The organism is Pseudomonas sp. GW823-FHT06B06, assembly GCF_058795195.1.
Genome location: NZ_JBXAHO010000025.1, coordinates 44,548 through 62,483 on the forward strand (window position 1 = coordinate 44,548; position 17,936 = coordinate 62,483).

Annotated in this window: 20 protein-coding genes; 15 read left to right on the forward strand and 5 right to left on the reverse strand. The window is 59.8% G+C overall.

The genetic code is table 11. From position 1 onward, the window contains the following. Window positions 1-25: 25 nt before the first annotated feature. The 4 genes from AC1Q8Q_RS21530 to AC1Q8Q_RS21545 form a co-directional block, all read right to left on the reverse strand. Entirely contained in the window at window positions 26-406 is a 381-nt protein-coding gene (locus tag AC1Q8Q_RS21530) for a Rho termination factor N-terminal domain-containing protein (protein ID WP_033044174.1), read from the reverse strand. Window positions 407-433: 27 nt separating this feature from the next. Then, window positions 434-688, reverse strand: coding sequence for a hypothetical protein (locus AC1Q8Q_RS21535; protein ID WP_020799956.1), 255 nt, complete (start codon window positions 686-688; stop codon window positions 434-436). A 39-nt stretch (window positions 689-727) separates the two neighbouring features. After that, window positions 728-1,063, reverse strand: coding sequence for a hypothetical protein (locus AC1Q8Q_RS21540; protein WP_492615470.1), 336 nt, complete (start codon window positions 1,061-1,063; stop codon window positions 728-730). An 86-nt stretch (window positions 1,064-1,149) separates the two neighbouring features. Then, the gene (locus tag AC1Q8Q_RS21545; RefSeq protein WP_492615471.1) at window positions 1,150-2,355 is read right to left on the reverse strand and encodes an MFS transporter; all 1,206 of its coding nucleotides are present in this window, start codon (window positions 2,353-2,355) and stop codon (window positions 1,150-1,152) included. Between the two features lie 196 nt (window positions 2,356-2,551). On the opposite strand from AC1Q8Q_RS21545, the gene AC1Q8Q_RS21550 reads away from it, so the two are divergent. From AC1Q8Q_RS21550 to AC1Q8Q_RS21575, 6 genes are all read left to right on the forward strand, one after another. Continuing rightward, entirely contained in the window at window positions 2,552-3,034 is a 483-nt protein-coding gene (locus tag AC1Q8Q_RS21550) for a GNAT family N-acetyltransferase (RefSeq protein ID WP_008065853.1), read from the forward strand. A 191-nt stretch (window positions 3,035-3,225) separates the two neighbouring features. Next, window positions 3,226-4,218, forward strand: a complete 993-nt coding sequence (locus tag AC1Q8Q_RS21555) for a 2-dehydro-3-deoxygalactonokinase (protein ID WP_168758790.1) — start codon at window positions 3,226-3,228, stop codon at window positions 4,216-4,218. Between the two features lie 19 nt (window positions 4,219-4,237). Continuing rightward, window positions 4,238-4,858 carry a 2-dehydro-3-deoxy-6-phosphogalactonate aldolase gene (locus AC1Q8Q_RS21560; RefSeq protein ID WP_020799960.1) on the forward strand — a complete coding sequence of 207 codons (621 nt, stop codon included), beginning with the start codon at window positions 4,238-4,240 and terminating at the stop codon, window positions 4,856-4,858. A 48-nt stretch (window positions 4,859-4,906) separates the two neighbouring features. Then, entirely contained in the window at window positions 4,907-6,055 is a 1,149-nt protein-coding gene (gene dgoD / locus AC1Q8Q_RS21565; protein ID WP_020799961.1) for a galactonate dehydratase, read from the forward strand. Window positions 6,056-6,208: 153 nt separating this feature from the next. Beyond that, window positions 6,209-7,519: an MFS transporter gene (locus AC1Q8Q_RS21570; protein WP_020799962.1), complete on the forward strand. Its 1,311-nt coding sequence runs from the start codon at window positions 6,209-6,211 to the stop codon at window positions 7,517-7,519. A 60-nt stretch (window positions 7,520-7,579) separates the two neighbouring features. Beyond that, entirely contained in the window at window positions 7,580-8,383 is an 804-nt protein-coding gene (locus AC1Q8Q_RS21575; RefSeq protein ID WP_020799963.1) for an IclR family transcriptional regulator, read from the forward strand. Between the two features lie 184 nt (window positions 8,384-8,567). Here the strand turns inward: AC1Q8Q_RS21575 and AC1Q8Q_RS21580 are convergent, their stop codons facing one another. Continuing rightward, window positions 8,568-10,232, reverse strand: coding sequence for an electron transfer flavoprotein-ubiquinone oxidoreductase (locus AC1Q8Q_RS21580; RefSeq protein ID WP_020799964.1), 1,665 nt, complete (start codon window positions 10,230-10,232; stop codon window positions 8,568-8,570). Window positions 10,233-10,779: 547 nt separating this feature from the next. On the opposite strand from AC1Q8Q_RS21580, the gene AC1Q8Q_RS21585 reads away from it, so the two are divergent. The 9 genes from AC1Q8Q_RS21585 to AC1Q8Q_RS21625 all read left to right on the forward strand — a co-directional run bounded on the left by AC1Q8Q_RS21585 (window position 10,780) and on the right by AC1Q8Q_RS21625 (window position 17,908). Beyond that, window positions 10,780-11,529: an electron transfer flavoprotein subunit beta/FixA family protein gene (locus tag AC1Q8Q_RS21585; protein WP_008017740.1), complete on the forward strand. Its 750-nt coding sequence runs from the start codon at window positions 10,780-10,782 to the stop codon at window positions 11,527-11,529. Further along, window positions 11,530-12,459, forward strand: coding sequence for an electron transfer flavoprotein subunit alpha/FixB family protein (locus tag AC1Q8Q_RS21590; protein WP_020799967.1), 930 nt, complete (start codon window positions 11,530-11,532; stop codon window positions 12,457-12,459). A 120-nt stretch (window positions 12,460-12,579) separates the two neighbouring features. Further along, complete coding sequence (locus AC1Q8Q_RS21595) at window positions 12,580-13,395, forward strand: substrate-binding periplasmic protein (RefSeq protein ID WP_020799968.1); 816 nt, start codon at window positions 12,580-12,582, stop codon at window positions 13,393-13,395. A gap of 9 nt (window positions 13,396-13,404) precedes the next feature. Continuing rightward, window positions 13,405-13,761, forward strand: a complete 357-nt coding sequence (locus AC1Q8Q_RS21600) for a DUF4398 domain-containing protein (RefSeq protein WP_008060823.1) — start codon at window positions 13,405-13,407, stop codon at window positions 13,759-13,761. Further along, window positions 13,758-14,570 (forward strand): OmpA family protein, encoded by an 813-nt coding sequence (locus AC1Q8Q_RS21605; protein ID WP_020799970.1) that lies wholly within the window; start codon window positions 13,758-13,760, stop codon window positions 14,568-14,570. The genes AC1Q8Q_RS21600 and AC1Q8Q_RS21605 overlap by 4 nt, the downstream gene beginning before the upstream one ends. Before the next feature lie 287 nt (window positions 14,571-14,857). Then, window positions 14,858-16,297: an aminotransferase-like domain-containing protein gene (locus AC1Q8Q_RS21610; RefSeq protein ID WP_020799971.1), complete on the forward strand. Its 1,440-nt coding sequence runs from the start codon at window positions 14,858-14,860 to the stop codon at window positions 16,295-16,297. 90 nt (window positions 16,298-16,387) lie between these two features. Next, window positions 16,388-16,843, forward strand: a complete 456-nt coding sequence (locus AC1Q8Q_RS21615; protein ID WP_492615472.1) for a translation initiation factor 2 — start codon at window positions 16,388-16,390, stop codon at window positions 16,841-16,843. A 163-nt stretch (window positions 16,844-17,006) separates the two neighbouring features. Further along, window positions 17,007-17,261 carry a YkgJ family cysteine cluster protein gene (locus tag AC1Q8Q_RS21620; RefSeq protein WP_020799973.1) on the forward strand — a complete coding sequence of 85 codons (255 nt, stop codon included), beginning with the start codon at window positions 17,007-17,009 and terminating at the stop codon, window positions 17,259-17,261. A gap of 41 nt (window positions 17,262-17,302) precedes the next feature. Beyond that, a complete protein-coding gene (locus tag AC1Q8Q_RS21625; RefSeq protein WP_151143118.1) occupies window positions 17,303-17,908 on the forward strand; it encodes an START domain-containing protein in 606 nt (201 codons plus the stop codon). Window positions 17,909-17,936: the final 28 nt, after the last annotated feature.

Genomic DNA, 17,936 nt, shown 5'->3' on the forward strand with positions numbered 1-17,936 from the left:
AAGAGGCCCTGGAATTCAACATATATCAGCCAGCCTTGCGCAACGCCTCGATCAACTCCTGCTTGCGCATGCTGGACCGGCCCGGAATATTCTTCGCCCGGGCTTCTTTCATCAGGCTTTCGACGGTCTGCACCTCGCGCGAAGCCTTGCTGTTGCGCGAATGACCTTCACGGCTGAGCACCGCACGTCGCGACGATTCCTCTCGATCTTGCGCTTTGGCGCGGGCCGGCTTCTTGCGCCCTGAACCACCGGCACGCTCACCACCGCCGGACTGTTTGTTCACGGTCGCCCAGGCACGCGCTTCGGCTTCGTCCTTAGACACGCCTTTGCGCTCGTAACTGTCTTCGATATGTTCAGCCTTGCGTTTCTGCTCGGCGGTGTATTTGTCTTTGCTTCCACGAGGCATGGGATTTCTCCTGGCTTCTTGGTGGGTTCAAACATCCAGCTTGCGTGCCGCTTCAACGCCGGCAGCGCTGAGTTTGATCGGCAGGTTCAGCGAGTGTTCGCCGGCTTCGTTGCATTGCACGTTGCCGTGCTGGATCAGTCCACGCTCCTGCAGTGCAGCGAGGGTACTGGCCACGACTTTCTCCCCACGGTAATTGTCCAGCACCTCCTTGCCCAGACCGCTGGGGTGGGCGTGCAGCAGGCGGGTCAGGACTTCTTTTTCCAGGTTTTTATCGGCGTTCATGGTTACCTCTTCGTTGTGATGAGTCGGTAGAGTGGCGAGCTACTGGCTTGCGCCACCTATTGAGCCCGGGCTTTCGGTGGTGGTAGAACCTATGCCGGGGCTGGCTTTATCGGGCGTCTTGGTATCGGGCAGGTTCAGGCCGCCCTGGCGGCCTGCATCGTTGCCCTGGATCCGCGGATCGGTGCCGGTCGACGGCGGCAAGTTGCTGTCGACGCCCGTGCCGTTGATGTTGATCACGGGGGCGCTCTGGAGGGCGGGAACTCTGCGTGTTTCGACCGGGTTGGTCGGGCCGGTGCCGGACGCGGTCGTGGCAGCGATGACAAGCGGGGACATCAGGACAGCGAGGGCGAGGGCGGTCAACCTGGTCGGGAGCATGGCGCGGTGTCTCCATTGATTAAGAGTCCTTACCTGATGTTGGTCCGCCCCCGTTTTGAATTGGTGCCTGATCAGCGACGAACGGTCTAGACTCGTTGCATCGCCTGGGTTGAGCAGACGTGACGCCAGATCAATCGGCCCAGGGTGATCAGCCAATTGAGCAGGGCGATCGCGATGACGGTAAGTAGCAGGATGGCCATGCCTTGTTCGACGATGATTTTCCCGGCGAGCAACGGAAAGCCGAACACGCCGATGAAGTACGACAGGCTGAACAAAAGCAAGGATTGCGCAGTGGTCCCGGTCGGCGCTTCATTGGCGGCGAGGCCATTGATCACCGAGTAAGTCAGCCCGTAGCCGACCCCGAGCATGGCCGCCGCGACCACGTAGCTCAAGCCATCATCGACCACGAAGCCGAACAGCAGGATCGAGCCCAGCATCAGGCCTGACAGCAGGCAGGAAGCGCGCAACGGATCACGCTTGACCACGAAACCTGCGATCAGCATGCGGCTGCTGATCGCCGCGCCCATGAAGCCCAGGAAGAACAGCGAATAGTCGAGCGAGCGCGCCGCTGCGTAGCTGGTCTGGAAACTCGACAGGCCACCGAAAACGCAACCGCCGAGGCCGACCATGATGATTGGAAACACCGCTCTGGAGGACAGCACCTGGGCCGTTGCACGCCAGGAAATCCGCGAAACCGCCGTCGATTCCAGCGATGCATTTTTCAGATGCCGATCGAGCTGCCAGAACAGCAAAACCCCGATCAGGCTGGCCAGTGCAGCGAGATAAAACGCGGCTGTCACCGGGAAGCCGAGGGCGCTTGCGACGCGACCCAGCAAGGGCCCGCTGCCGATCCCGGTCATCATGCTGCCCGACAGCAGTGCGAAGTATTTGGCCCGTTGCACGGGAGTGACCAGGCTCGCGACAATGATCGGCCCGAGGGTGTAGAACACCCCCCAACCCAACCCCAGCAATAGCCCGAAAAACAGCAGGAGATGGCCCAAGCCCGGCGTCAAGGCGAAGCCCAGGCTGGCCACTACCAGCAATAGGCCGAACAGCGCGACCGAACGTGCGGCACCGAGCAGGTCGGACAAGTGACCGGACGCAATCACCGCAGCAAAGGTGCTCAGCATCGCCGCCGAAATTACACTGCCGGCGTCGTGTTCGTTGCCGCCGCGCGAGCCGATCAGCAGCGACAGCAAAAAGGTCGAACCGTAGGACAGCGAGAGCAGGTAACTGGCCAGGCAAAAGAGGCCGAACAATTTGCTGGAGACTGGGGGTGTGGCAGTGGACATGTCGCGGTTCCTTGACCCGATAAATACGCAGGTCATCTATCTATCATGCAAGGCGTTCATGTTAGGTCTCAGGTTCGCGATGCCAGGGTTAGCGTGGACCGGAGTAAGGTGCATGGGGGTCGAGGGAGCCTGCTCCCTCGCCACAATTCTCGCGGCGCCTTAGTATGGCGTTTTCAACTTCTGACAAGGCACGTCCATGACGATCGAAATCCGCCCGGCAACCCCCAGTGACGCGCCGCAAATCCTCGCGTTCATCACTGAACTGGCCGACTACGAACGTGCTCGCCATGAAGTCATCGCCAGTGTCGCCGACATCGAACGCAGCCTGTTCAGTGAAGGGGCGACGGCCCATGGCCTGATCTGCCTGCGCGAGGGTGTGCCCATCGGTTTTGCGGTGTTTTTTTTCAGCTACTCCACGTGGCTGGGCAGCAACTGCCTGTACCTCGAAGATTTGTACATCACACCTGAACAGCGCGGTGGCGGTGCGGGTAAAACCTTGTTGCGTCACCTGGCGAAAATCGCCTGTGCCAACGACTGTGGGCGCTTCGAATGGAGCGTGCTGGAGTGGAACACCCCGGCTATCGACTTCTACAAATCCCTAGGCGCGCAGCCGCAGGAAGAGTGGGTGCGCTACCGCATGGACGGGGCCGTCTTGCGGGATTTTGCCGAGGGTAATTGATACCGTTTAAAAGATCGCAGCCTTCGGCAGCGCCATGAATCGCGTGTAAACCCGATTCTGTAGCTGCCGAAGGCTGCGATCTTTTTTTGTCTTGTCTCAATATATGGGATTGATATTTATATATTGAGATTTTGCGGCACCAAGGTTTATAGTCCGCCTCACTCACTGCCAAAAACAGAACAGGTGAAGCGATGCAGGCGCAATTAATCGCGCTCGATTGGGGGACAACCTCATTACGTGCCTACAAACTTGCCGCGGGCGGCCAGGTGCTCGAACAGCGCTCGCTGTCGTCGGGGATCATGCAGTTGCCCAAGGCTGCGCGAATGATCAACGGCCGAGAGTGCGTCGATGGTTTTGAACTGGCTTTTGACCAGGCCTGTGGCGATTGGCTCGACGAACAGCCCGACTTGCCAGTGATCGCCTGCGGCATGGTGGGCAGCGCCCAGGGCTGGCGCGAGGCGGCTTATCGCGACACGCCGGCGAACGTCGCCAATCTCGGCACTTCCCTGCAAACCGTTCGCAGTCTTCGCGGTGTCGATGTACACATCGTGCCGGGGGTGATCCAGCGTTCGCACTTGCCGAACGTGATGCGCGGCGAAGAAACCCAAGTGCTCGGCGTACTGCAGAACATCGCAGGCGAGGCGGGCGCCGATCTACTGATCGGCCTGCCGGGCAGCCATTCGAAATGGGTGGAAGTGGTCGACGGCTGCATCGTGCATTTCGATACCTTCATGACCGGTGAAGTCTTCGCCGTGCTCAGCGAACACAGCATTCTGGGGCGTACCCAGCAGCGCGGCGCGTCATTCGATGGCGATGCGTTCGATCGCGGCGTACAGGTGGCGTTGTCGACAGACGGCGAAATAGGCCCCTTGTCGACCTTGTTCAGCGCCCGCAGCCTCGGCCTGACCGGCGAGCTCAGCGCCACGGCGCAAGCGGATTACTTGTCCGGCCTGTTGATCGGCCATGAACTGTCGGCCCTGGCCTGCGTGCAACGGCGTCGACGCAACAGCGTGCACCTGCCTTCGATCATCCTGATTGGCAATTCCCAACTGTGCAGCCGCTACAGCCGCGCGCTCGATGCCTGCGGTTTTGCGCGGGTGACGTTGGCCGAACAGGCCACCGAACGCGGGTTGTGGCAGCTGGCACTGGCTGCCGGCCTGATCTCGCCCACGCCACATCGTTAACCCTGACTGGAGTCCTGACATGCTCAAACACGCACTGGCGCAAAACGGGCTGATCGCGATCCTGCGTGGCCTGCGCCCGCAAGAAGCCGCTGCTATCGGCGAAGTCCTGTATGAAGCCGGATTTCGCGTCATCGAAGTGCCGCTCAACTCCCCGGAGCCGTATGAAAGCATTCGCATCCTGCGCAGTACGTTGCCCGCCGATTGCCTGATTGGCGCGGGCACGGTGCTGACGCCGCAACAGGTCGAGCAAGTGAAAGCGGCCGGCGGCCAGGTGATCGTCATGCCCCACAGCGATCCGAAGGTTTTGCGCGCGGCGAAAGCGGCTGGCCTTTATCTGTCGCCCGGTGTCGCCACCCCGACCGAGGCCTTCGCGGCACTGGCCGAGGGCGCTGATGTGCTGAAGATGTTCCCGGCCGAGCAAATGGGCCCGGCGGTCGTCAAGGCCTGGCTCGCGGTGCTGCCGGCGGGAACGATCCTGGCGCCCGTCGGTGGCATTACCCCGGACAACATGCAGGTGTTTATCGACGCGGGCGTCAAAGGCTTCGGCCTCGGGTCCGGGTTGTTCAAGCCGGGCATGACCCCTGAGCAAGTGGCGGCCAATGCCAAGGCCTACGTGGCTGCCTGGAAAGCCCTTCGCTAAGACTTTTTTGGCGCTGCGAGCGCTGGATCTAACAAGAGAGACCGACAGATGAAAATCACCAAACTGACCACCTTCATCGTTCCGCCACGCTGGTGCTTCCTCAAGGTCGAGACCGACGAAGGCGTGACCGGCTGGGGCGAGCCCGTAGTCGAAGGCCGCGCTCACACTGTCGCGGCTGCCGTTGAAGAATTGTCCGACTACCTGATCGGCAAAGACCCACGCAATATCGAAGACATCTGGACCGTGCTGTACCGCGGTGGCTTTTACCGTGGCGGCGCCATCCACATGAGTGCCCTGGCCGGCATCGACCAGGCGTTGTGGGACATCAAGGGCAAGGCGCTGGGTGTGTCGGTCAGTGACCTGCTGGGTGGACAGGTGCGGGACAAGATCCGCGTGTATTCGTGGATCGGCGGCGACCGCCCGGCAGACACTGCGCGAGCGGCGAAAGAAGCGGTCAGTCGGGGTTTCACCGCAGTGAAAATGAATGGCACCGAAGAGCTGCAGTTCCTCGATACCTTCGACAAAGTCGACCTGGCCCTGGCCAACGTCGCTGCCGTGCGTGATGCGGTCGGGCCGAACGTCGGCATTGGCGTCGACTTCCATGGCCGGGTGCACAAGCCCATGGCCAAGGTGCTGATGAAGGAACTCGATCCGTACAAGCTGATGTTCATCGAAGAACCGGTGCTCAGCGAAAACTACGAAGCGCTTAAGGAGCTGGCACCGCTGACCAGCACGCCGATTGCCCTGGGTGAGCGGCTGTTCTCGCGCTGGGATTTCAAGCGCGTGCTCAGCGAGGGCTACGTCGACATCATCCAGCCGGATGCTTCACATGCGGGCGGCATCACCGAAACCCGCAAGATCGCCAATATGGCCGAAGCCTACGACGTGGCGTTGGCGCTGCATTGCCCGCTGGGTCCGATTGCCCTGGCGGCGTGCCTGCAACTGGACGCTGTCTGCTACAACGCGTTCATCCAGGAGCAGAGCCTGGGCATCCATTACAACGAGAGCAACGACCTGCTCGACTATGTGAAGGATCCACGGGTGTTCGACTACGACCAAGGCTTCGTGAAAATCCCGAACGGCCCGGGCCTGGGCATCGAGATCAACGAAGAATATGTGATCGAACGCGCCGCCGTCGGCCACCGCTGGCGCAACCCGATCTGGCGCCATGCCGACGGCAGTTTTGCCGAGTGGTAATGCCTGCGCGGTGATTGTTCCCACACTCTGCGTGGGAATACCTCACTGGACGCTCTGCGTCCGCTTTTGGGACGCAGAGCGTCCCTGGCTGCATTCCCACGCAGAGCGTGGGAACGATCACGACCTCAATAAACATAAAAAGAGGCACTCCCCATGCAACCGCAAACCCTCACCGGGCAGGCGTCGTTGGCGGCGCCCAGCCGCAAGCGTTTTTTCATCATGGTCCTGTTGTTCATCACCGTGGTGATCAACTACCTGGACCGCAGCAACCTGTCGATCGCTGCGCCAGCGCTGACCAGCGACCTGGGCATCGATCCAATACACGTCGGCCTGATCTTCTCGGCCTTCGGCTGGACCTACGCCGCCATGCAGATTCCCGGTGGCTGGCTGGTGGACCGGGTGCCGCCGCGCATTCTGTATACCGCTGCACTCCTGTTATGGTCGATTGCCACGGTCATGCTCGGTTTCGCGGGCAGCTTCATCGCCCTGTTCGTATTGCGCATGGCGGTCGGTGCCCTGGAAGCGCCGGCCTATCCGATCAACAGTCGCGTGGTTACCACCTGGTTCCCGGAGCGTGAGCGTGCCACGGCCATCGGTTTCTACACGTCTGGACAGTTCGTCGGCCTGGCTTTCCTGACGCCGGTATTGGCCTGGCTGCAGCATGAATTCGGCTGGCACATGGTGTTCGTGGCCACCGGCGCAGTGGGCATTCTCTGGGCGGTGATCTGGTACGCGGTGTATCGCGAGCCCCGGGATTTCAAAGGCGCCAACGACGCCGAAATCGACTTGATCCGCGAAGGCGGCGGGCTGGTGGACATCCAGGCCGAACAAGCCAGGGTCAAAGCCAAATTCAGCTGGACCGACCTGGGAATTGTCCTCACCAAGCGCAAACTTTGGGGCATTTACCTCGGCCAATTCTGCCTCAACTCGACCCTGTGGTTTTTCCTGACGTGGTTCCCGACCTACCTGGTGAAATACCGCGGCATGGATTTCATCAAGTCCGGACTGCTGGCATCGCTGCCGTTTCTCGCGGCGTTCGTCGGCGTGCTGTGCTCCGGTTTCTTCTCGGACTTTCTGATTCGTCGTGGTTACTCCGTGGGCTTCGCCCGCAAGTTGCCGATCATCAGTGGCCTGCTGATTTCCACTTCGATCATTGGCGCCAACTTCGTTGAGTCGACGCCGCTGGTAATTGCCTTCCTCGCGCTGGCGTTTTTCGGCAACGGCCTGGCTTCGATCACCTGGTCGCTGGTGTCGACCCTGGCTCCGGCGCGACTGCTTGGGCTGACCGGTGGGGTATTCAACTTCATCGGCAACCTGTCGGCCATCGCCACGCCGATCGTCATCGGCTTCCTTGCCAGCGGTGATTCCTTTGCCCCGGCCATTACCTATATCTCGGTCCTGGCGTTGATCGGTGCACTTTCCTACATCTTGCTGGTGGGCAAGGTCGAGCGTATCAAGTTGTAGTCGGGACCCGCGGGCGACCATAATGCCGCCCGTTCACTCGCTCAACGGTAAAGGCTGGATATGCAGGAAGACGCCCCAAAAATCGCCAAGGACGCCGCACCGACTGGCACCCAGACCCTGCTTCGCGGGTTGGGTGTGGTTCAGGCCGTGGCCAGTGGCGCCCGCGATCTCAAGGAAATCGCCCGGTTGATCGGCACCACGCGCAGCACCACCCATCGCCTGGCCAGTTGCCTGGTGGACGAGCGATATCTGCGGGTGGTGCCGCAGGTCGGTTACCTGTTGGGGCCCAAGTTGATCGAACTGGGTTTTCAGGCGCGTGAGGAGTTGCCGCTGGTGGCCCTGGCCGGGTCATATCTGGATGAGCTGTCGGCGTTGACCGGCGATACCATTCACCTGGCTATCCGCGAAGGCGATGAGGTGCTGTACCTGCACAAGAACCCGGGGCGCAACGGTCCGGAGATGCGCTCGCGGGTCGGCCATCGCATGCCCTTGGCGCGTACGGGAATCGGCAAGGCATTGATGCTCGATGACTCGCCGCAAGAGTGGCAGCGCTTGTACGAAATCAGCCTGCCGGTGGGTGGGAAAAACCAGTTCTGGCCGCAGCACCCCGAACAGTCGTGGGAACAGTTCCAGCAGCGCATGATCGAGTACGTGGCCGGCGGTTATGCCTTCGACCTGGAAGACAACGAACCGTCGATCCGCTGCGTGGCGGCACCGATCCGCGATGCCAGCAAACGCATCGTCGCCGGCATCAGCATCGCCAGTACCGTGCCGTACATGCCGCTGGAAAAAATGGCCGAGCTGATTCCTTTGATCAAAGGGGTTACGGCCCGGCTGTCGGCGGAACTGGGCGCCAAAATCTGACGGTATGCGGTAATCCTTGTGGGAGCGAGCCTGCTCGCGAAAGCGATTTATCATTCGATATGGGTATCGACTGACACACTGCTTTCGCGAGCAGGCTCGCTCCCACATTGGTTTAATGGTGTTGCCTAAATTGCAGGCAACAAAAAGGCCCCCATTCGGGAGCCTTGATGTTCAGTGGTTCGGCTTACATGTTCGGGTAAGTCGGGCCGCCAGCACCTTCCGGTGTCACCCAGGTGATGTTCTGTGCAGGGTCCTTGATGTCGCAGGTCTTGCAGTGAACGCAGTTCTGGGCGTTGATCTGGAAGCGCTTCTCACCGTCTTCCTTGGTCACCACTTCATACACGCCGGCCGGGCAGTAACGCTGGGCCGGTTCGTCGTAAAGCGGCAAGTTCTTGCTGATCGGGATGCTCGCGTCGGCCAGTTTCAGGTGGCAAGGTTGCTCTTCTTCATGGTTGGTCCCGGAAATGAACACCGAGCTCAGTTTGTCGAAGCTGATCTTGCCGTCCGGTTTCGGGTAGTCGATCTTCTTGCAGTCGGCCGCCAGTTTGAGGCACGCGTAATCCGGCTTGGTGTCGTGCAGGGTGAACGGCAGTTTGCCGCCGAAGATGTTCTGGTCCAGCCAGTTGAAACCACCGCCGACGATGGCGCCGAACTTGTGGATCGCCGGGCCGAAGTTGCGGCTCGCGAACAGTTCTTCGTACAGCCAGCTGTTCTTGAAGCTTTCGACGTAATTGGTCAGTTCATCGCCACCTTCGGACTCGGCGAACAGGCGATCGGCCACGGCGTCAGCCGCCAGCATGCCGGACTTCATCGCGGTGTGGCTGCCCTTGATCTTGGCGAAGTTCAGGGTGCCGAGGTCGCAGCCGATCAGCGCGCCGCCCTTGAAGACCATCTTCGGCAGCGAGTTCAGGCCACCCTTGCAGATGGCGCGGGCGCCGTAGCTGACGCGCTTGCCGCCTTCCAGGTACTGCTTGAGCACCGGGTGATGCTTGAGGCGCTGGAACTCGTCGAACGGCGACAGGTAGGTGTTGCTGTACGACAGGTCGACGATCAGGCCCACGACCACCTGATTGTTTTCCAGGTGGTAGAGGAACGAGCCACCGGTGTTCTCGGTGCCCATGATGTCCATCGGCCAACCGGCGGTGTGCACCACCAGGCCTGGCTGGTGCTTGGCCGGGTCGACTTCCCAGATTTCCTTCAGGCCGATGCCGTAGTGCTGGGCGTCGGCATCGCTGGCGAGGTTGAAGCGCTTGATCAGTTGCTTGCCGATGTGGCCGCGGCAACCTTCGGCGAACAGCGTGTACTTGCCGCGCAGTTCCATGCCTGGGGTGTACAGGCCTTCTTTTGGGTTGCCTTCGCGGTCAACGCCCAGATCGCCGGTGATAATCCCGCGGACCACGCCATTCTCGTCGAACAGCGCTTCCTGGGCGGCGAAGCCTGGGTAGATCTCCACGCCCAGGTTCTCGGCCTGCTGGGCCAGCCAGCGGCACAGGTTGCCCAGGGAAATGATGTAGTTGCCTTCGTTGTGCATGGTCTTGGGCACAAAGAAGTCTGGAATTTTTTGCGCGCTTTCGGCGTTTTTCAGCACGAAGATGTCATCGCGGGTGACCGGCGTGTTCAGCGGCGCGCCGAGTTCTTTCCAGTTCGGGAACAGTTCGTTCAGGGCGCGGGGTTCGAATACCGCACCGGACAAGATGTGAGCACCGACTTCGGAGCCTTTTTCGACCACGCAGACGCTGATTTCCTTACCGGCTTCGGCGGCCTTCTGCTTCAATCGGCAGGCAGCGGAAAGACCAGCGGGGCCGGCACCGACGATGACCACGTCGAATTCCATGTATTCGCGTTCCACAGGTTATCTCCTACTCAAGGCTCAACAGTTTTTTTTCTAATATGGAGGTTGGGTGTCGCATCCATGAATCCCTGCGCAACGCCGGGAGAGGACAATCGATTAACCACCTTTCTCTTTGGTGGCGCATTATATCTACACCACTCTCAGCGTCCAATACAAACGTTTGTTTGAAATGGCTCAAAGCCAGAGAAATCAAAGTCACCCGCCTTATGAACGGCCATTTTGGCGTATTGACCGGAATAGGTGTTCCGGTCAAGATACGGGCGGTTTTGCGCTCGCCGTAGGCTGACTGTTGGTTTCAAGAGCACCTCTAAAGACAGGGCGATGGCAGTAGAAGGTGATGCGCCGCGCGGGTTTGATGCGCAGTCTACACGTCACGATATTGAATGACTCGTCAGTCACTGCTGACAAACGGTCATCAGCATCATGAACGATGGTCACTTGACACTTTTGCCGGCGTTTTTGGAGGTGCCCTTGCGCCCGATGAGCATTATCCGCCAGGTTCGCCTAGGCGACTTTCTTTTCACCGGAGAGTAACGAGGAATCCATGAAGGTTCTTGTAGCTGTCAAACGCGTTGTGGATTACAACGTGAAAGTTCGCGTCAAGGCGGACAATTCCGGCGTCGACCTTGCCAACGTCAAGATGTCGATGAACCCGTTCTGCGAGATCGCCGTGGAAGAAGCCGTACGCCTGAAAGAGAAGGGTGTTGCGACTGAAATCGTCGTCGTCTCCGTAGGCCCGTCCACCGCTCAAGAGCAACTGCGCACCGCGCTGGCTCTGGGTGCCGACCGCGCCATCCTCGTCGAGTCCGCCGAAGACCTGACTTCCCTGGCCGTTGCCAAACTGTTGAAAGCTGTTGTCGACAAGGAACAGCCTCAGCTGGTGATCCTTGGCAAACAAGCCATCGACAGCGACAACAACCAGACTGGCCAGATGCTGGCGGCACTGAGCGGTTACGGTCAGGGCACGTTCGCCTCCAAAGTCGAAATCAGCGGCGATAGCGTAGCTGTTACCCGTGAAATCGACGGCGGCGCGCAGACAGTTTCCCTGAAGCTGCCGGCCATCGTCACCACCGACCTGCGTTTGAACGAGCCGCGCTACGCGTCCCTGCCAAACATCATGAAAGCCAAGAAGAAGCCTCTCGAGACGCTGACTCCGGACGCTTTGGGCGTTTCCACCGCCTCCACCAACAAGACCGTGAAAGTCGAAGCGCCTGCTGCACGCAGCGCGGGTATCAAGGTCAAGTCGGTGGCTGAATTGGTCGAGAAACTGAAAAACGAAGCGAAGGTAATCTAAATGACTATCTTGGTTATTGCTGAACACGACAACAAAGTAGTGGCCCCGGCCACACTGAACACCGTTGCTGCCGCTGCCAAGATTGGCGGTGACATCCACGTGCTGGTTGCCGGCCAGGGCGCTGGCGCCGTGGCTGAAGCCGCTGCGAAAATCGCTGGCGTGGCTAAAGTGCTGCTGGCCGACAACGCCGCTTACGCGCATCAGTTGCCGGAAAACGTTGCGCCTCTGGTTGCAGAGTTGGGCAAGGGCTACAGCCACATCCTGGCTGCCGCTACTTCCAACGGCAAAAACATCCTGCCGCGCGTTGCCGCTGCACTGGACGTTGACCAGATCTCCGAGATCATCTCGGTCGAAAGCGCTGACACCTTCAAGCGTCCGATCTACGCCGGTAACGCTATCGCTACCGTTCAATCGAACGCTGCAGTGAAAGTGATCACCGTGCGTGCCACCGGTTTCGACCCGGTTGCAGCTGAAGGCGGTTCCGCAGCTGTTGAGGCCGTTGGCGCTGCCCACGACGCTGGCATCTCCAGCTTCGTTGGCGAAGAGCTGGCCAAGTCCGATCGTCCGGAATTGACCGCTGCCAAGATCGTCGTTTCCGGCGGTCGCGGCATGCAGAACGGCGACAACTTCAAGCACCTGTACGCCCTGGCCGACAAGCTGGGCGCAGCCGTGGGTGCTTCGCGTGCTGCGGTCGACGCAGGTTTCGTACCCAACGACATGCAGGTCGGTCAGACCGGCAAGATCGTTGCTCCACAGCTGTACATCGCCGTCGGTATTTCCGGCGCGATCCAGCACCTGGCCGGCATGAAAGACTCCAAGGTGATCGTTGCGATCAACAAGGACGAAGAAGCGCCGATCTTCCAGGTGGCCGATTACGGCCTGGTGGCGGACCTGTTCGAAGCCATCCCTGAGTTGGAGAAGCTGGTCTAATCCGGCTGCTTCACTTATAAAGAGCCCGACCCTTTGGTCGGGCTTTTTTTTGCCTCTGTACCTGTAGGAGCAGGCTCGCTCCTACAGGGATATAAACGGTCTCAACGGGAGTGTGCTGCTATGGATCTGCGTCTCGCGTGGAGTTTTCTGGGTCTGGCGCTATTGCCAGCACTGTCCATTGCCGCTGGCAAATGCGAACGCCTGGTGGTCACCGGCAGCCCGGATGCGCCACCGTACCTGTGGCAAGACCCGCAGGATCCCAAGCACTTGATTGGCGCCAGTGCCGATTTGTTGCAGCAGGTAGCGGGGCAGTTGGGCATCAAGGTCCAGGTGCTCTACGCCGGCAAACGTTCCCAGGCACTGGACGAAGTGCGCAGCGGGCGCATGGACATGCTGGCGGACGCGCCGTTGACAGTTGGCGAGCTGGAATCCCTGGACTACATCCATCCGCCGCTGCTGGAAAACGATTATCTGGTGTGGACCCGCAAGGATTCGTCGCTGGTCTACAACGACGTCCAGGACTTGCACGGTCATCCCGGGGCGTTGTCGGAAAAGTCTCGATTGACCTCGCAATTCGCCACTTTCGCCGAGCAGCAATTGACCCTCACCCGTACGCCAAACCTGACCCAGGCCTTGCAGAAATTGCTCCTGGGGGAGGTAGAGTTTGTCTTGGCAGGGCGCTACTCCGGCATGGCCATGGCGCAGACACTGGGCATGGCCAATGACCTGGTCGCCCGTGTGCAGCCGGTCGACAAACCCGGGCTGTTTCTAGCGCTTTCCCACAACTCCGCCTGCAACGATCCGTGGTTGCGCGGACAGTTGGCCAAAAAGATGACAGAATTGCCCGCGTCCGGACTGACGGAAGCCGTGCTGCAACGCAATATCGAGCTTTGGAATGCGCAGCAGAAGCAACCTGTCAGTACCCCAAAACAGTAGGGATTTTTAGTGAGTATTCGACCTCTTTTCGCTGCCCTGGCCGTTCTGGCTCTGGCGGGTTGTGCAGCCGATCCGGCGCCGAATGAACAAATGCGCCTGACCGCACAGGCCGTCGAGCAAGCCCGTGCCGTGGGTGCCACTGCCGATGAAGTGCCGGAGATGAAACTGGCCGAAGACAAATACAACCGGGCCAAGGGCAGCATGGCTGACCAGTCTTTCAGGAATGCGCGGATGCGCGCCGAGCAGGCCGAGCTGGACGCGCGCCTGGCCGAAGCCCGGGTCCTGACCCTCAAGAGTGAAGAACAGCTGAACGTGCTCAATACCCGCATCGCCCGCCTGCAAAAGCAGTTGGGAGCAGCCCAATGAGCCTCAAGTCCAACATTTTCGGCGCTTTGATCCTGGCAGGAACCGTCAGCCTTGTCGGCTGCGCCGGCCAGCAAGGCGAAGCGGCGCTGCAACAGGCGGGCGCCGACTTCCAGAAGGTCAAGGAAGACTCCAACGTGCTGCGCATCGCCCCCAAGGACGTGATTCGCGCCGGTGAGTCCCTGGCCCGCGCCGACCGTTTGTCCACCTATTGGGGCAGCGGCTCGGATGTGGTGCATTACGCTTACCTGAGCCAGCGCTACAGCGAGATCGCCCGGGAGCACACCAATCAGGTGCTCAATGAAGAGCGCGCCGCCAAGCTCGAGCTGGAACGTCAGCGCCTGCAACTGGCCTTGCGCGAATCCAAGTTGCTCAGCGTGCAGCAGCAGGGCAAATGGCTGGAAGAGCAGATCCTGGCCCTGGCCACCACCCAGACCGACCGTGGCCTGGTGATGACCCTGGGTGATGTGCTGTTCGACACCGGCGAAGCAGAGCTGAAAAACTCGGCCAACCGCGTGGTGCTGAAGATCGTGCAGTTCCTGCAACTCAACCCCAAGCGCGTGGTGCGCATCGAGGGTTACGCCGACAGTACTGGCGGCAAGCAGGAAAACCTCAAGCTGTCCCGCGACCGGGCCCAATCGGTCGCGGATGTGCTGATGGACCTGGGCATCGACGACAAGCGCATCCTGGTTGAAGGGTATGGCGACGAGTATCCGGTTGACGCGAACGCCTCCGAACGGGGGCGGGCACAGAACCGTCGGGTGGAAATTGTGTTTTCCGACGAAAAAGGCCAGCTCGGCGCTGCCCGCTAATGAAATCACGCACTCCGTAGGAGCCGGCTTGCTGGCGATGCCATCACTGCGATTCATCTGAAACACCGCGGTTTTGCCATCGCCAGCAAGCCGGTTCCTACAAAGCCCGGCCTGGCAGACAGCGCCGGGTTTTTTTTCGCCTGCCGATTAGCGCACAAAACAGTACAGTTTTTGCTGACACTGCACTGTACTGTCGACTATTGTGGCAACTGTCCCAGTACACTTCTAAACTGTTCCGGTATTGTTTTACACAAGAATAAAATGCCCGTGAAATCGAGTGCTGCGTCATGACCAACCTCTTGCTCTATCAACGTATTGCTCAGCAACTGGCTGAAGACATCCGCCGAGGTGTCTATCAACCGGGAGAGCGCGTGCCTTCGGTGCGCAAGATGAGTTCGCAGCTCAATGTCAGCCATGCCACGGTGTTGCAGGCGTATGCCAACCTTGAAGACCAGGGGCTGATTCGCGCGCGGCCGCAGTCCGGTTATTACGTGCACCAGACCCCGGCGCTGACTGCGCCGACCCCGGACATCGCCCGTGTCGAACGTCCAGGCCTGGTGACCCGCAGCAGCATCATTCAACAAGTGTTGGTCGAGTCCCGCCGCGAAGGCGTTTTCCCGCTGGGTGCCGCGGTGCCCAGCGTCGACTATTTGCCGGTGCGTGCCCTGCATCAGCAATTGGCCAAGGTCACCCGGTTCCATAGCCCGCGGGCTTTCAGCTACATGTTCAGCCCCGGTTTCGAGCCCTTGCGTCGACAGGTGGCGATCCGCATGCGCGATGCCGGCGTGGTGGTCGATCCTTCTGAGGTGGTGATCACCCACGGCTGCGTCGACGCCTTGCAGATGTCCCTGCGGGTGCTGACCCGGCCCGGTGACCTGATCGCGGCCGAATCGCCGACTTACTACGGTTTGTTGCAATTGGCCGATCTCCTGGGCCTCAAGGTCATCGAAATCCCCAGCGACCCGTCCACTGGCATGAGCCTTGAAGCGCTGCAATTGGCGGCCAACCAATGGTCGATCAAGGCGCTGGTGCTGACCACGCGCTTGAGCAATCCGTTGGGCGGCACCATGCCTGAAGAGCGGCAGAAGCAGCTGTTGCGCCTGGCGTCGGACTTTGACATCCAGATAGTCGAAGACGATATCTACGGTGAGCTGATGTTTGAGCAAGGTCGCACCAAATCGCTCAAGGCCTATGATCGGCTGGATCGGGTGATTTATTGCTCGAGCTTCTCCAAGACCCTGTCGCCAGGGGTGCGGATCGGCTGGATGATTGCCGGCAAGTACCAGCAGGAGATCCAGCGCTTGCAGACCTTCAGTACCCATTCGGCCTGCAGCGTCACGCAGATGGGCATTGCCGCCTATCTGGAAAATGGTGGTTACGACCGCCATTTGCGTTATATCCGCCAGGAGTACCGCAAGAACCTCAGCGCTTTCCAACTGGCGGTGCAGCAGTATTTCCCCGAAGGCACGCAGATGACCCGGCCAACCGGCGGTTTCATTTTGTGGGTGAGCCTGCCAGGGCGGGTCAATACCCAGGAGCTGCATGTGCGAGCGTTGCAGCAGGGCATCAGTATCGCGCCGGGGCTGATTTTCAGTAACACCGAGCAGTTCAATCACTGCATTCGGCTCAACTGCGGCATCCCGTGGAACCGCGAAGCCGAACGTGCGTTGATGACCCTGGGCATGCTTGCCACCCAGCTCTGCCAGGAGATGGCCGGGGGCTTTTGACCAGGCGGTCTCCGTCCGTGCTTGTCACGGAGCGCGCAACAGGGGAGCATAGGCACCTCTGTCGTTTTCGCCGTTTGCATCGTTGGGTACATGAAGCCGATTTTTCCTGCCGTCTGGCTGTTGATCTGCCTGTTAGTGAGTGTTCAGCCGGCGTCCGTCAAGGCTGAGTCCGTGCAGGCAAAGCCCGCCGCCAGCGATGCCAAGGCAACCTCGAAAAAAACCGCACCGGTCAAAAAGCCAGCCGCGGTAAAAAAGCGCCCACTGAATGCCGCCAAGTCAAAACCGGCCAGTGCGGTGGTGAAAACCCCGGTACCTTCAGCCAACCTCGATTTGAGCCTGCCCAAGGACATGGTCGAGGAGCTGAAACCGGTCGGTACCGTTCCATTGCCCAAGCGTGAACCGGTGCTGCCGCAAATGTTCGGCGACAAAAGCAGCCAGTTCCAGCTCAATGGCAGGCTGATCAACAACGAAATGCAGTTGCAAATGCGTAACGAAGAGCGCCATGAAGTCGAAGGCGCCGCCCTGGAATTCGAGTTCAAGCGGTAAATCCCGCCTTTGGCTGACCTGCCAGCAGACAGTTGGTCGGAGACTGGCCGGTCACGCCCGTTTGCAGGTAAATACCCAGGTAAGGGTAATTTAAAACAACTGTTTTAGCGGTTACTCTGTGCCCGTCCTTTAATACATTGCTCGTCGCGAGGAGCTTTTCGTCATGAAATGCCGTGAGGGCTGTGGCGCCTGCTGCATTGCCCCTTCCATCAGTTCACCGATTCCCGGTATGCCCCATGGCAAAGCCGCCGGGGAACGTTGCCTGCAACTGTCTGCCGAAAACCTGTGCAAGATTTTCGGTAAGCCCGAGCGCCCGGCAGTGTGTTCGGCGTTCGAGGCTGACGTTGAGGTGTGTGGCAACAGCAGCGAAGAAGCTATCCGGTTGATTGGCTGGTGGGAGCAGATGACCGCCGCGTGATGTGTTTACAGAACGGAACTTCAACAATAAGGAATAAGATTATGGGTTCGCTGCATCGTATCGCTGTGTTGTGTGGTTTGACGGCTGTTCTGGCCACTTCAGTTGCCCAGGCCGAAGACTGGAAAGTCGCCAGGAACGAAGACGGCATCAAGATCTCCCTGAGTGAAGTGGCCGGCTCCGACTACAAGGCCTATCAGGGCGTCACCCTGATGAAGACCACCGTGGCCAAGCTGCGTGCCCTGCAGGAAGACGTGGTCGGTGCCTGCACCTGGATTCACGAGTGCAAGACCCAGAAGTTGCTCAAGCAGGAAGGCGATCAGAACTGGACCTACACCCAGTTCAATACGCCATGGCCGGTCACACCGCGAGATTCGGTGCTGCATATCACCACGATCGCAGGCGCCGATGGCAGCCTGACGCGCAAGCTCGAGGGCGTGCCCAAATACCTTCCTGAAGAAAAGGGCTTTGTCCGGGTCGCCAAGGTCGATGGTTTCTGGAAGTTCGTGCCCAAGGGCGATCAGGTTGAAGTGACCTATCAGGTGCATACCGAGCCAGGTGGTAGCGTGCCATCGATGGTGGCCAACAAGTTTGTAGTGGATGCGCCGTTCAATACCTTGAAGAACCTGAAGGCACTGGCCGAGAAATAAAAGCAGGTGCCACCTGTTCCTTGTAGGA